Genomic DNA, 13,056 nt, shown 5'->3' with positions numbered 1-13,056 from the left:
GCTAATTTGCGGGCTTTTTTTATGACCAAAATTCGAAGTAGTCTTGGCTGTCTCTCAGCGGGATGTTTGACATATCATTTTCTGGTGTACCGAGGTAAAGGTAGCCGATAATTTCATCTCCTTCTTTTAACCCCAAACCCTGCTTGACGATATCGCAATGGGCATACGAACCCGTGCGCCACATACCGTTAAACCCTTGCGTTTGTGCGGCCATTTGCATTGCCATGACTGTACATGACGTTGACGCAACCTGCTCAACCCTAGGCACTTTGTCATGGGGTTTATAATCCATAATCGCCACTATAACCATAGGCGCGCGCAATGGTAACTGTGGTGCGCGCTCGATCTCTTTTTGCGTCTTATCATTGTCTATTGCAGACTGCTCAAATAGGGCTCCCAACTTGTTTAAGCCCTGCCCTGTACAAACGATAAAACGCCAAGGTGTCAGACAGGCGTGGTCGGGTGCTCTCAACCCTGCTTGCATAATGTTTTCAAGAGCTTGTTCTGCCGGCGCAGGTGCAATTAAACGAGGGTGAGAATGGCGATTAAGAAGAATGGAAATTGCGTCCAACGTTAGACTCCAATATGACTAGTTATGGGTCAATGCTAAGTCTAAAGTGGTAAAAAGGCCAGTTTACGGCGCTGATTTTTATTGAGCAGTGTACATTGCGAAAAAGAGCCCTGATAAGTCTTCACCAGGGCCTTTGTATGTTTAGTCTTTTGCTAGTAAACGCTTGCCTAAGAAATAGTCAACACTGACAAAGCGGCCACCACCATAAAAGAACAAGACAGCCAGCATAATGAAGTAGGTTGCGGCAAACTCGATACCGTTGTTTAGTACCACAAAGTTGCCACTGCTGGTTAACCAATCAATATGCCCATGCTCTTCTAGAATGCCTTTTGCTGCGGCTAATTTATCTGGTGCTTCCATTACACTTTCATTCAATAAAATCGTGCCGTCCGCTAACCAACTGCTCGCATCTGCAATCGCCAACCAACCGTTTTCAGCATGAACTGTCACCGCTGCCACTAGCATAGTCACCATTAGCGGTATGCTTGTTAATCGAGTCAAAAAGCCAAACAAAATGAATACGCCACCGACCAATTCTGCGGCCACAGCAAGACCCGCCATTAATCCTGGTAACGGCATACCAAGGCTGAATTCAAACCAAGCGACGGTGTCACTAAAGTGGCTGTATTTATTCCAACCAGCCTGGATCATAACAGGTGCCAAATACAATCTGAGCAGTAACAATGGAATGCCGTCTAATGTTTTGCTGGCATTAAGGATTTTGTCGACTTGGTTTATAATCATTTTCATGATGCGTTCTTCTTTTAGGTTGTAGTTACGGTCTCGGTGTATTTGCTGTTAAGCGTGTGTCCGATCAAATTTTGCATTTGTGAATTAATCGGCGCTCATTACCCTGTTGTCTTAAGCACCATCAAAACACTGACTCAGCATTGCTAACATAAAGAACAGTAAAACTCGTATTTTCTTTCATAAATGTAGAAGTTATGACAATGAAATCAAACTCTCAATCACCGCTCGGGAAATTAATGACTAAGGGTCAACAGAAAGTGGGATACAAAAGAAATAAAGCAAACTTGCTGATGTCACTGTCAGAAGACGATCACCAACGCATTGCCCAGCTAATTAAAAAATGGCTAGACACCCCGAATCCGCAATAACTCGAATCCGCAATAAATTGTAAGAAAGGCGGGTCCAGTTTCCCTGCAATTAATATTTAATTACAATTAATGATTAGCTATCCATAGCACAATGGATATGATAAGCGCATAGAAAAAGATGAGGTAGTAATTATATGGCCGCAAAAGGAAGTTGGACTAAGTCCCTGTTTGTAGGTTTGTGGAGTGTTTTAAATTTCAGCCGCAAACTGTTTTTCAACCTGATTTTCATTGTAATCATTATTGGCATTGTTGTTGCCATGTCAGGTGGTGAGCAGGAGCTTCAAGTCAACAAAGGGAGTGCACTACACCTTAAATTGGTTGGCAATTTAGTTATCGAAAAAGAAGGCGTTGATCCGTTTGAAGAATTCATGCAAGAAGCGTTTAATCAACAGCCTGATAACCCTGAAGTGCTGGTCAGAGACGTTGTAAAGGTATTAGAAAACGCCAAGGAAGACCGCCGAATCAAGGCATTGATCTTGGACTTACAGTATTTAGGCGGCGGTGGCTTAGACAAGTTACGCACCATTGCAGAAGCCATTGAAGACTTCAAAACTTCTGAAAAGCCTGTGTATGCAGTCGGTGATTACTTTTCGCAAAACCAGTATTACCTCGCAGCTCATGCCGACCATATCTATCTGAACCCAATGGGTGGAGTTATGTTTGAAGGGTACGGCCGTTTTGGCATGTATTTCAAAGATATGCTCGACAAACTCAAAGTCTCGACACATGTTTTCCGCGTCGGCACCTACAAATCAGCGGTAGAGCCTGTGTTGCGTAATGACATGTCAGAAGCGGCAAAAGAAGCCAACCTAGCTTGGTTAGACATCTATTGGGATTTGTATAAAGCTGACGTGGCAACGGCTCGTGATATCAACCCAGATAATTTTGATGAAACCCTCGACGGTTTATTGGAAAAATTTGATAGTGCTGACGGTAATTTCGCGCAGTACGCTCTCGATTACGGCTGGGTAGACGCGCTCAAAACACGAGAAGAAATTCGCACAGAGTTAATTGAATTGGTTGGCAAAGGCGACAACGCCATGGGCATCAATCTGACATCGTTGAGAACATACGAAAAAGTCATTAATCCACCAATGCCAGTTGTGAGCAATAGCAATGACAAAGTGGCCATTGTTGTAGCGAAAGGCACCATTTTGAATGGCAACCAGAAGGCTGGCACCATTGGCGGTGATAGCACAGCTCGACTGCTGAGAAAGGCACGTTTAGACGACTCAGTAAAAGCGGTTGTTTTACACGTTGATTCGGGTGGCGGTAGCTCATTCGCATCAGAAATTATTCGCCAAGAAGTATTGAGCTTGCAGGAAGCAGGAAAACCCGTTGTGGCCATGATGGGAACCTATGCCGCATCAGGTGGTTACTGGATATCAATGGACGCTGATAAAATTATCGCTGCTCGCAGCACGATCACAGGGTCTATTGGGGTATTTGGTATGTTCATGACGTATGAAAACACCCTATCCTCTTATCTTGGTGTACATACAGATGGCGTTGCATCAACAGAACTCGCCGGTTTATCACCTGCACGCGCGTTAAACCCTAAGTATGGCCAGCTATTCCAGCGCAGTGTCGAAGGGACATACAGCCAATTCATCAACTTTGTTGCTGAGGGCCGTGAAATGACACCTGAAGCCGTTGATAACATCGCGCAAGGCCGTGTTTGGATTGGAGAGCAAGCATTGGAGCTAGGTTTAGTGGACGAGCTTGCCAATCTCGACAGAGCAGTAGAAGTGGCGGCTGAGCTGGCTGAAGTCGACGACTACGACACTATATATGTAGAGCGTGACCTATCGTCACAGGAACGCTTCTGGAAAGAGTTCTTTGGTCAAGCCTTCGTGTTTACCGCTAAAACACTCTTTGCTGATACGCAAAGCCCTATGTTAGATGCGGTGAAAAAGGCCATTTCAGAGTTTGGCGCGCTTCAATCACTGAATGACCCCTATGGCGTCTATATCTACTGTTTGGAATGCCGAATATAAGTGGCGTTAACTGAACAACTGCGTTCACAAGTGGAATCAACTGTGAACGCCTGTTACGAATTAGCAGAATCAAAGTTAGGGCGCACTTTTGTGCGCCCTGCTTTATCTTATCGACGAGCGGGCAAAAACGCGGGCAGCGCATTTCTCCAGCAAAATAGAATTAATTTAAATCCGGTGCTCCTCGCTCACAATACCGAAGCTTACCTGCTGGATGTCATTCCCCACGAAATCTCCCATTTACTTGTACATACACTATACGGCAGAGTGAAACCCCACGGCCCCGAATGGCAATCAATCATGATGGAAGTATTTGGTCGCAAGCCCCTAACAACCCATCAATTGGATTTAACGCCATTAGGCCTAAAAACGGTTGATTATCAGTGTAGGTGCCGTGTTATTCCCCTGTCTATCCGACGCCACAACAACATCGTCAGAAACAAACGCCAATATCTATGCCGAACCTGTGGTGAACCATTACGCCGATTGAACGTGATTGACTGAATAGCTAGCGGCCGGCAAAGGTATACACTGGCCCTGCGCGACGGTACGAATACCCGCTTGTTGAAACACAAGGGCATCCTCAGCATTTTGATAATGATAAGCGTACATGCGGGATAAAACCGACAAAGGATATTGTGCTAGCAATTCGCCAATTCCCGCGTGACTGGGATTACCTTCTACACAGCAATCGTGAAAGATCACCTCATTATTCATCACCAAGGTGTTGAGTATCTCGGGTATTGGTCTAGTGTCACCGCTGAAAAAAAATGTACCCGGTAACAACAAGCCAAAACTGAAGCCCGGAGCATGATGACGAACTTCAACGGCTCGAAGCTGCACTCCACCGTGCCAAAAACGCTCACTCACTGGCACAATTTGCAGCACGTCCCAAACATTGTGTCCACCTTCTGCCAAACCAGTATTATCGAAAACCTGACAGAACCTTGCCACTAAGTTTCTCGGCACGTACAAGCGCACGGTTTGTTTTGACAATGCAGCTGTAAAGTAAAGTTGTTCGATACCACCAATGTGGTCCATGTGAAGATGGGTAATGAAAATGGATTGAGGTAATTTTTGGTACTGTGTGTAAAAGCGCTTTGGGGCATCAAAACCGCAATCGATCATTAGCCAAGGAGAGTGTTTGCTTTCCAGTACACAGCAGGCATTGCCGAGTTCGTGCGATGAAGCCGCCCCCACACCCAAAAAGCGCACTGAGTCCACAGAGTTTGATGCTACGAGCTGTTCCATCTGGCAAGAGTTTGAAGACAAAGTAGACACAGACATAGTGAGCCGCCAACAATCGACTATTGTGATTATTAGTGTATGTCGTTATGTTGACGAATAGATGACAACGCACCCAATTGATTACACTGAGGTTAAAACCACTTTCTGGTAAAGACGCGGTCTAGCTCTTCGAATGCCATCTTTAACAGCATAGCGAGCTCGCGGTACTCAGGTTTGGCTTTCATCGCCTGTACTTTACAGCCTTCAGCCGCCATTTTGGCGTGAATTTCTTTATACCAATGCCTCAGTTGTGGTGGTAGAACTTGATTGGAACGGTGGCCAAGCCAAATTAGCCCTTGCAAGGGTAAGCTCAAAAAGAAGGCTGCTACCGCAATCGCTTGTGGTATGTATGAGGCACCAAAATTGTTTATCATTAACGCACAAGCTACGACAGCCGCAGGAGGCATGAACTTAATTGCAAATTTAGTCGCCGCGACAACACGACAATCAGGAAAGAGTGCATACAGCTCTTTTTTTACTGGCCAAGTTTTCATGTAATCTTGACCGTCTCTTACCATCGCGCCCAACGACTGCTGCCCCATGATTCACCTCTAATTTACGTTTGCTTATAACGAATAACGACTTGCCCTGTACAGTACACAAGTTAACGCGTTACTATACGGCTGCAAAAAATAGGACCGAGCAGTGATGCTCATTATTGCGCGCGTGTCGAATAGACGTTGTAGCCGCCCTACCCGTTTCGACAGGACGTTTTTTCATTATAGCGTACACACGAAGAAAGTAGAGCACCCATTAGACTAAATGACGAATTTAATCGCTAAAAGATAAGCGCGATTCAAGGCTAGAACAGTTTTTTCATTTTTTTTAAATAAAGTCGCGAGTGATACGGTCTCTAAACTATTAAATCAATCAACTCGATAGATAAAGTCGAAGTTGATTATGGCAATTAGTGCCCCAATTTACTGAAGCATACGTAGAAGTAGCGATGCATTCGCTACAACCGGCAATCTTTGGAGATAACAATGGCAGAAAGCAGACACGTTCGTCTACTTATCCTAGGCTCAGGCCCAGCGGGCTATTCAGCAGCTGTTTATGCAGCTCGAGCTAACTTAAACCCTGTTTTGTTGACAGGTATTCAACAAGGCGGACAACTTACCACAACTACAGAAGTCGAAAACTGGCCAGGCGACCCTGAAGGTCTAACCGGTCCAGATTTGATGGTAAGAATGCAAAAGCACGCTGAGAAGTTTGATACTGAAATCATCTTTGATCACATCAACAAAACCGACCTAACGAAGCGACCTTTCACTCTATACGGTGACAGTGGCACTTATACTTGTGACGCGCTCATCATTGCGACAGGCGCTTCTGCTAAATACCTAGGTATGGAGTCTGAGCAGGCGTTCATGGGTAAAGGTGTATCAGCTTGTGCAACTTGTGATGGTTTCTTCTATCGCAATCAAAAAGTTGCCGTAATTGGTGGTGGTAATACTGCGGTTGAAGAAGCACTTTACCTATCTAACATTGCCTCTGAGGTTCACGTCATTCACCGTCGCGACACGTTCCGCAGTGAAAAAATATTGGCTGACCGACTCATGGACAAGGCGGAGAACGGTAACGTTGTATTGCACCTCAACCGCACACTGGATGAAGTCATGGGCGACGAAATGGGCGTGACAACGGTGCGCATTAAGGATACCCAATCCGATGCAACAGAAGATCTCGATGTAATGGGCTTGTTCGTCGCCATAGGTCACAAACCTAACACTGATATCTTTGCAGGTCAGTTAGAGATGAAAGATGGTTACTTAAAAGTGAATAGCGGAACCGAAGGCAATGCCACGCAAACTAGCGTTGAAGGCGTTTTTGCTGCAGGTGACGTTTCAGACCATATTTACCGTCAGGCGATCACGTCTGCTGGCACAGGCTGTATGGCAGCACTAGATGCCGAGAAATACCTCGACGCACTAGAAGATTAAAAAAAGGGGCGAAAGCCCCTTTTCTTATTGGCAAACCCACATTAAGCTTAACCTATGATTGAGCTGCCTTTTCTCGCTGAAGACACCCCCTTCCCGAATATTGACACTGCTTTGGATGAACCAAATGGCCTGCTGGCATTCGGTGGAGACCTCAGTGTTCGTCGATTGTATTTCGCCTATAGCCAGGGCATTTTCCCGTGGTTTAACGAAGGCGAACCGATTCTTTGGTGGTCACCGTCCCCTCGTGCCGTTATCGAGCTTGAGCATTTTCATTGTTCATCTAGCCTGCGTAAACTCATAAGACAGCAGCGCTATACCGTAACGATGAATCATGCCTTTGTCGATGTAATCAACGCTTGTGCCACAATTCCTAGAAGGGACTTACAAGCCCTTGATGAAGATGCTGCAACATGGATTACGATGGATATGCGAAAAGCCTACATCCAATTGCATTTATCTGGGCTCGCTCATTCAGTAGAAGTGTGGGAGGGTTCTGAGTTAGTCGGTGGTTTTTATGGTGTAGCAATAGGCAAAGTCTTTTGCGGTGAGTCCATGTTCCACAAAAAGAGTAATACTTCAAAGCTCGCACTTTACGCATTAGTTGAACATATGAAGCAGCATGACATGGCGTTTATCGACTGCCAATTACCCACAGAACATTTAGCAAGCTTGGGCGCGGCATCAATATCTCGCGAAAGTTTTATTCGGCGTTTACACGGTGCCAACATGACATTGGATGAGAAAGGCCAGCTCTCAGAGAGTTATCGAGAGTTATGGTGTAAAAGGACCTTGTCGACGGTATGAAATTTGGTATCACACCTACATTTTCTTGCAGCTATCTCGACGATAGAGAAGAGCAACTACTGGTGTTTGTCGAGGAAATTGATGATGACACACTCGCATCCCGGCTCACCGCCGATCACCATTATGCTAGGCTGATTCAAGCAGGTTTTAGACGCAGTGGCGAACAAATATATCGCCCCCATTGCCCTAGCTGCCAAGCATGCCAGTCTCTGAGAATCCCAGTTACCGAATTTTCTCCAAGTAAAAGCCAAAAGCGGATAGCAAATAAAAATCGTCATTTGCACACCCAGCTCAGTAGTGAGCTCAAACCTGACTATTACCCTTTGTATGAGCGATACATTAATGAGCGTCACCAAAATGGCAGCATGTATCCACCTGATAAAACGCAATTCCTCAATTTCGTCGATTGTAATTGGAAAACGCCCCTCTATATCGAGGGCTATGATAGCGAAAAGCTTATCAGTGTCGCAGTGACCGACCAAATCGATGCATTGCCACAGATGTCACACAGCGCACTTTCGGCGCTATATACGTTTTTCGATCCTGACTACGCGCGAACCTCGATTGGTACATGGATGATACTAGAGCAAATTGAACATGCTAAACGCTTGGGACACCCCTATGTCTACCTTGGCTATCAGATTGATGAGTCGCCCAAAATGAACTACAAAGGCAAGTTTTTCCCACATGAGCGATTTTTTGATAACAAATGGCAGCGAATTAGTAAAAAATAGAGAATATCGCTTTACTTAAAGCCCCTAATTGGTTAATGTCTGCGCGGCAAAATTTTGACTTACTGAGGTAACTGCTTTACATGGCAAAAGAAGATTGTATTGAACTAGAAGGGACTGTACTCGACACCCTTCCAAATACTATGTTCCGCGTTGAACTAGAAAACGGCCACGTGGTCACTGCGCATATTTCTGGTAAAATGCGTAAGAACTACATCAGAATTCTTACTGGTGACAAGGTCACAGTTGAGATGACACCTTATGATTTGACCAAAGGTCGTATTGTTTATCGCGCCAGATAATTGCTCGGTGTAAAGACAATCGGTATCAAAAAAGCCCGCAAACGCGGGCTTTTTTATGTCTAAAATTCGTCGATTAGCTCGTCGCTTTCTCCGTTTTCGATTTAGCAACACCTGAATATTGAAACGCCAGTTTGTCATTGTCTAAATCAATCACAACGTCGCCGCCGTTGGCTAGCTCACCGAACAACAATGCATTCGCCAGCTCTTTCTTAAGCTCTTCTTGAATGAGCCTCGCCATTGGGCGCGCGCCCATGGATTTGTCGTACCCCTTCTCCGCCAAATAAGCTCTGGCATCGGCAGTGACTTCCATAGACACTCCTTTGGTGTCCAATTGTGCTTGTAACTCGATGATAAATTTATCAACGACTTGCAAGATCACGTCTGAACCTAAGTGGTTGAACCAAATTATCCCGTCTAAACGGTTTCTAAATTCAGGCGTAAAGACCTTATTGATCTCTGTCATGGCATCATGGCTGTGATCTTGCTGTTTGAAGCCGATAGACTTGCGAATCGTCTCTTGAACACCGGCGTTAGTTGTCATCACCACCACCACATTGCGGAAGTCCACTTTACGCCCGTTGTTGTCAGTCAGGGTTCCGTGGTCCATTACCTGCAGTAGTATGTTGTAAATATCACTGTGCGCTTTTTCAATCTCGTCTAACAACACCACCGAATATGGATTTTTAATCACAGCGTCAGTTAGCAATCCGCCTTGGTCAAAACCAACATAACCCGGAGGTGCGCCAATCAATCGGCTCACCGCATGACGCTCCATGTACTCGGACATATCGAAACGAATGAGCTCAACACCCATAATTTTAGCCAGCTGTTGAGTAACCTCTGTTTTACCTACACCTGTTGGACCAGCAAACAAGAAACTGCCGATTGGTTTTTTCTCATTGCCTAAGCCCGAGCGTGATAAATGAATGGCATCACTGAGTGTTTCAATGGCTTTATCTTGACCAAACACCACCATTTTCAAGTTACGAGGTAGGTTTTTGAGCACCTCTTTATCCGACGCAGACACAGACTTTTCAGGAATTCGCGCAATCTTAGAGATGATTTGCTCGATATCTGCCACATTGATGGTTTTCTTGCGCTTCGACTGAGGCAACAAACGCTGACTTGCACCAGCTTCATCCATGACATCGATAGCCTTATCAGGTAGCTGACGTTCGTTGATGTACTTAGCCGACAATTCAGCAGCAGCTTGCAGTGCTTTGTTGGTGAACCGAACACTGTGGTGTTCTTCGTAACGAGACTTTAAACCTTGTAAGATCTTCGTGGTATCACTCACACTTGGTTCTACGACGTCTACTTTTTGGAAGCGACGAGCCAATGCTCGGTCTTTTTCAAAAATGCCTTGATATTCTTGGTATGTCGTTGAACCAACACAGCGCAATTCTCCACTGCTCAGTTTTGGTTTGAGTAGATTTGACGCATCCATGACGCCACCAGATGCGGCACCAGCACCTATGATGGTATGAATTTCATCGATAAACAAAATGGCATCTGGGTCTTTGCTCAATTCGCGTAAAATACCTTTTAGGCGTTTCTCAAAGTCACCACGGTATTTGGTCCCCGCAAGTAGCCCACCCAAGTCCAAAGAATAAATGGTGCTGTTTGCTATGACTTCCGGTACTTCATTATTCACAATGCGATAGGCTAACCCTTCTGCAATGGCAGTTTTCCCTACGCCGGCCTCACCAACCAGTAGCGGATTATTTTTACGACGACGGCACAATATCTGGATAGTGCGTTCGAGTTCCGAGTCGCGGCCAATAAGTGGGTCGATTTTACCGTCTTGAGCGTGTTTATTGAGATCTGTTGCGTACTTGTGCAATGGCGACTGATTTTCTTCACCTTCGCCACCGTCTTCGGAGGACTCCTGTGGTGTTGCCTCCTCGTCATCCACTTTGCTCACGCCGTGGCTAATAAAGTTAACCACATCAAGTCGAGTCACATCCGACTTTTTGAGGATATAAACCGCTTGAGATTCTTGTTCACTGAAAATGGCCACTAGCACGTTGGCCCCAGTCACTTCCTCTTTGCCAGAGGACTGCACATGAAAAACGGCGCGCTGTAAAACGCGTTGGAAACCGAGTGTAGGCTGCGTTTCGCGCTCCCCGTTTTGGTCATCCATAATCAGAGGGGTGGTATCTTTAACAAAATCAGTGAGTTCTTCTTTGATCGTGTCAATATTAGCACCACATGCCACCAAGGCTTCCTGAGCTGCGGCATTGTCTAACAAGGCTAACAACAAGTGCTCCACGGTCATAAATTCATGACGATGCTCTCTGGCAAACACGAAGGCTTCATTTAGGGTTTGCTCTAAATCTTTATTTAACATATCGCTCGTCTCCTACTGATTGACTACGCCTGCTCCATCGTACACATAAGCGGGTGTTGATGCTTACGTGCGTACTGATTGACCTGCATCACTTTGGTCTCGGCTATTTCGGCAGTGTACACACCACATACCGCTTTACCACGGTAATGCACAGTGAGCATTAACTGGTTGGCCTTTTCAGCGTCCATATTGAAAAACTGAACGAGTACCTCGATAACGAAATCCATCGGTGTATAGTCATCGTTGTTCAATATTACTTTATACATAGGAGGCGGCGTGGCTTTCTTGCGTACCGCCTCTAAGTGCTTTTCTTTCTCGATACTAGTTACGTTATCTTTGCTCATAATTTAATGATAGTGCCTGCTGGGACAAAATCTAAAAAGTTTACCGTTTTATTAATATTTCAATTTTGCCTTGACATATTGCGGTCAAAAAATCTACAGTTTGATTACAGCCACGTGAAGTGACGCACGAGGCTGCACTCTCATAATTACATTGTGGGGGCACTTAAGTGTTAGTTCAAGGATTAAGAGGAAGTGGAAGTATGGCGGTTGGCAAAGTTAAGTGGTTTAACAACGCAAAAGGTTTTGGGTTTATCGTACCCGAAGATGGTGGCGAAGATATTTTTGCTCACTACTCAACCATCCAAATGGAAGGTTATCGCTCTCTTAAAGCAGGTCAAGACGTAACCTTTGACATTCAGCAAGGCCCTAAGGGATTGCACGCCGAAAATATCGGCTTGGTTGACGAACCAGAGCGCTAAGCTCTAGTTTGACCTAATAAACACAGAAAACGCTGACTTGGTCACCAAGCCAGCGCTTCTGTTTGTCTGCATTAAATCGACAGCTCCTCTTTTGTTTCGGCTCCCCCACTGGGTTTGACGCTTTTTGCAACAATATTTCTCTCGCTTTTGCCCATTCGATTCCTCTATCATGAGGAGAACGCTAGTCTGCTTACCTTTTATAAAGCATAACTAGGGTCACAACGGATTAAGTTAATGAGGAGTAAGGCAAATGGAAGCTGTACTTGAACATCTACTCACCTTTCAAACCGCGCTGATAATTTTGGTGCTGGTATTACTGAAATCATCTATTCAATTTGTGCCACAAAACCGGGCCTATATCATTTCTCGATTTGGAAAATACAATACCACTCTCGAGGCTGGGCTTAACTTTATCATCCCTTTTATAGACAAAGTCGCCGCTGATCGCTCGTTAAAAGAACAGGCGGGTGACGTACCCGAGCAATCTGCCATTACCAAAGACAATATCACCTTGAATGTAGATGGCGTGTTGTATTTTAGAGTCGTAGACCCTTACAAAGCGACATATGGTGTCGAAGATTACGTGTTTGCCGTAACACAACTAGCCCAAACTACTATGCGTAGTGAATTGGGCAAAATGGAACTTGATAAAACATTTGAAGAAAGAGACATGCTCAACACGAATATCGTTTCAGCGCTAAATGAAGCGGCGGCCCCCTGGGGTGTACAAGTGTTGCGTTATGAGCTTAAAGACATCAAGCCACCAACGAGTGTGCTCGATGCGATGGAACAACAGATGAAGGCCGAACGGGTAAAACGGGCCCAAATCCTAGAATCAGAAGGTGACCGCCAAGCAGCAATCAACCGTGCCGAAGGGGATAAAGCCGCTATCGTACTGGCCGCTGAAGCGGATAGAGAAGAAAAAATACTCAAAGCTGACGGTGAAGCCCAAGCGATCACCCGCGTTGCCAAAGCGGAAGCTGAAGCATTAGAGACAATAGGTAAAGCAGCGGCGACTGACGAAGGCCAAAAGGCGGTTCAACTAGATCTAGCTAAAGGCGCTATTGTCGCCAAGGAAAAAATCGCCGATGATTCCACGGTTGTATTGATGTCTGACAGTTCCACCGACATCGGTAATACGGTCGCGACAGCGATGTCTATCATCAACAAAATGAGTCACTCAGGGAAGGATTAAT

At 45.4% G+C, this 13,056-nt stretch carries 15 protein-coding genes; 9 read left to right on the top strand and 6 right to left on the bottom strand.

Features of this window, described 5'->3' with window-relative positions:
- Nucleotides 1-19: 19 nt before the first annotated feature.
- On the bottom strand, nucleotides 20-571 hold the full coding sequence (locus tag AC27G9_RS01745; protein WP_487070388.1) for an NAD(P)H nitroreductase: 552 nt from the start codon (nucleotides 569-571) through the stop codon (nucleotides 20-22).
- A gap of 141 nt (nucleotides 572-712) precedes the next feature.
- On the bottom strand, nucleotides 713-1,321 hold the full coding sequence (locus AC27G9_RS01740; protein WP_487070386.1) for an HvfX family Cu-binding RiPP maturation protein: 609 nt from the start codon (nucleotides 1,319-1,321) through the stop codon (nucleotides 713-715).
- Nucleotides 1,322-1,557: 236 nt separating this feature from the next.
- Here AC27G9_RS01740 and AC27G9_RS01735 point away from each other — a divergent pair, with 236 nt between their 5' ends.
- From AC27G9_RS01735 to AC27G9_RS01725, 3 genes are all read left to right on the top strand, one after another.
- Complete coding sequence (locus tag AC27G9_RS01735; RefSeq protein ID WP_487070384.1) at nucleotides 1,558-1,689, top strand: hypothetical protein; 132 nt, start codon at nucleotides 1,558-1,560, stop codon at nucleotides 1,687-1,689.
- Between the two features lie 134 nt (nucleotides 1,690-1,823).
- Nucleotides 1,824-3,686, top strand: coding sequence for a signal peptide peptidase SppA (gene sppA, locus AC27G9_RS01730; protein ID WP_487070382.1), 1,863 nt, complete (start codon nucleotides 1,824-1,826; stop codon nucleotides 3,684-3,686).
- On the top strand, nucleotides 3,687-4,187 hold the full coding sequence (locus AC27G9_RS01725; RefSeq protein WP_487070380.1) for a SprT family zinc-dependent metalloprotease: 501 nt from the start codon (nucleotides 3,687-3,689) through the stop codon (nucleotides 4,185-4,187).
- Here AC27G9_RS01725 and AC27G9_RS01720 read toward each other — a convergent pair.
- Together AC27G9_RS01720 and yfbV are read right to left on the bottom strand one after the other, a co-directional pair.
- A complete protein-coding gene (locus AC27G9_RS01720; protein WP_487070378.1) occupies nucleotides 4,161-4,970 on the bottom strand; it encodes an MBL fold metallo-hydrolase in 810 nt (269 codons plus the stop codon). The genes AC27G9_RS01725 and AC27G9_RS01720 overlap by 27 nt on opposite strands.
- A 92-nt stretch (nucleotides 4,971-5,062) precedes the next feature.
- Nucleotides 5,063-5,512 (bottom strand): terminus macrodomain insulation protein YfbV, encoded by a 450-nt coding sequence (yfbV, locus tag AC27G9_RS01715; RefSeq protein ID WP_487070376.1) that lies wholly within the window; start codon nucleotides 5,510-5,512, stop codon nucleotides 5,063-5,065.
- A gap of 441 nt (nucleotides 5,513-5,953) precedes the next feature.
- On the opposite strand from yfbV, the gene trxB reads away from it, so the two are divergent.
- From trxB to infA, 4 genes are all read left to right on the top strand, one after another.
- On the top strand, nucleotides 5,954-6,910 hold the full coding sequence (gene trxB / locus AC27G9_RS01710; protein ID WP_487070374.1) for a thioredoxin-disulfide reductase: 957 nt from the start codon (nucleotides 5,954-5,956) through the stop codon (nucleotides 6,908-6,910).
- Nucleotides 6,911-6,964: 54 nt separating this feature from the next.
- A complete protein-coding gene (gene aat, locus AC27G9_RS01705) occupies nucleotides 6,965-7,714 on the top strand; it encodes a leucyl/phenylalanyl-tRNA--protein transferase (RefSeq protein ID WP_487070372.1) in 750 nt (249 codons plus the stop codon).
- Complete coding sequence (locus AC27G9_RS01700) at nucleotides 7,711-8,448, top strand: arginyltransferase (protein WP_487070370.1); 738 nt, start codon at nucleotides 7,711-7,713, stop codon at nucleotides 8,446-8,448. The genes aat and AC27G9_RS01700 overlap by 4 nt, the downstream gene beginning before the upstream one ends.
- Before the next feature lie 80 nt (nucleotides 8,449-8,528).
- Nucleotides 8,529-8,747: a translation initiation factor IF-1 gene (gene infA, locus AC27G9_RS01695; RefSeq protein ID WP_487070368.1), complete on the top strand. Its 219-nt coding sequence runs from the start codon at nucleotides 8,529-8,531 to the stop codon at nucleotides 8,745-8,747.
- Nucleotides 8,748-8,820: 73 nt separating this feature from the next.
- Here the strand turns inward: infA and clpA are convergent, their stop codons facing one another.
- Complete coding sequence (gene clpA / locus AC27G9_RS01690) at nucleotides 8,821-11,097, bottom strand: ATP-dependent Clp protease ATP-binding subunit ClpA (protein WP_487070366.1); 2,277 nt, start codon at nucleotides 11,095-11,097, stop codon at nucleotides 8,821-8,823.
- A 23-nt stretch (nucleotides 11,098-11,120) separates the two neighbouring features.
- Nucleotides 11,121-11,441, bottom strand: coding sequence for an ATP-dependent Clp protease adapter ClpS (gene clpS, locus AC27G9_RS01685; protein ID WP_487070364.1), 321 nt, complete (start codon nucleotides 11,439-11,441; stop codon nucleotides 11,121-11,123).
- A 200-nt stretch (nucleotides 11,442-11,641) separates the two neighbouring features.
- On the opposite strand from clpS, the gene cspD reads away from it, so the two are divergent.
- Both cspD and AC27G9_RS01675 read left to right on the top strand, forming a co-directional pair.
- Nucleotides 11,642-11,860, top strand: a complete 219-nt coding sequence (cspD, locus tag AC27G9_RS01680) for a cold shock domain-containing protein CspD (protein ID WP_487070362.1) — start codon at nucleotides 11,642-11,644, stop codon at nucleotides 11,858-11,860.
- A 250-nt stretch (nucleotides 11,861-12,110) separates the two neighbouring features.
- Entirely contained in the window at nucleotides 12,111-13,055 is a 945-nt protein-coding gene (locus AC27G9_RS01675) for an SPFH domain-containing protein (protein ID WP_487070360.1), read from the top strand.
- Nucleotide 13,056: the final 1 nt, after the last annotated feature.

This window comes from Alteromonas sp. 5NS40-0096, from assembly GCF_057544385.1.
Note: the sequence above shows the minus strand (reverse complement) of the source record. Positions and strands in the feature narration are given on the sequence as shown.

Excerpts from the sequence above, each read along its gene's own strand:
- AC27G9_RS01740 (WP_487070386.1), bottom strand. The coding sequence starts at position 1,321 with ATGAAAATGATTATAAACCAAGTCGACAAAATCCTTAATGCCAGCAAA.
- AC27G9_RS01735 (WP_487070384.1), top strand. The coding sequence starts at position 1,558 with ATGACTAAGGGTCAACAGAAAGTGGGATACAAAAGAAATAAAGCAAAC.
- sppA (WP_487070382.1), top strand. The coding sequence starts at position 1,824 with ATGGCCGCAAAAGGAAGTTGGACTAAGTCCCTGTTTGTAGGTTTGTGG.
- AC27G9_RS01720 (WP_487070378.1), bottom strand. The coding sequence starts at position 4,970 with ATGTCTGTGTCTACTTTGTCTTCAAACTCTTGCCAGATGGAACAGCTC.
- yfbV (WP_487070376.1), bottom strand. The coding sequence starts at position 5,512 with ATGGGGCAGCAGTCGTTGGGCGCGATGGTAAGAGACGGTCAAGATTAC.
- trxB (WP_487070374.1), top strand. The coding sequence starts at position 5,954 with ATGGCAGAAAGCAGACACGTTCGTCTACTTATCCTAGGCTCAGGCCCA.
- aat (WP_487070372.1), top strand. The coding sequence starts at position 6,965 with ATGATTGAGCTGCCTTTTCTCGCTGAAGACACCCCCTTCCCGAATATT.
- AC27G9_RS01700 (WP_487070370.1), top strand. The coding sequence starts at position 7,711 with ATGAAATTTGGTATCACACCTACATTTTCTTGCAGCTATCTCGACGAT.
- infA (WP_487070368.1), top strand. The coding sequence starts at position 8,529 with ATGGCAAAAGAAGATTGTATTGAACTAGAAGGGACTGTACTCGACACC.
- clpA (WP_487070366.1), bottom strand. The coding sequence starts at position 11,097 with ATGTTAAATAAAGATTTAGAGCAAACCCTAAATGAAGCCTTCGTGTTT.
- clpS (WP_487070364.1), bottom strand. The coding sequence starts at position 11,441 with ATGAGCAAAGATAACGTAACTAGTATCGAGAAAGAAAAGCACTTAGAG.
- cspD (WP_487070362.1), top strand. The coding sequence starts at position 11,642 with ATGGCGGTTGGCAAAGTTAAGTGGTTTAACAACGCAAAAGGTTTTGGG.
- AC27G9_RS01675 (WP_487070360.1), top strand. The coding sequence starts at position 12,111 with ATGGAAGCTGTACTTGAACATCTACTCACCTTTCAAACCGCGCTGATA.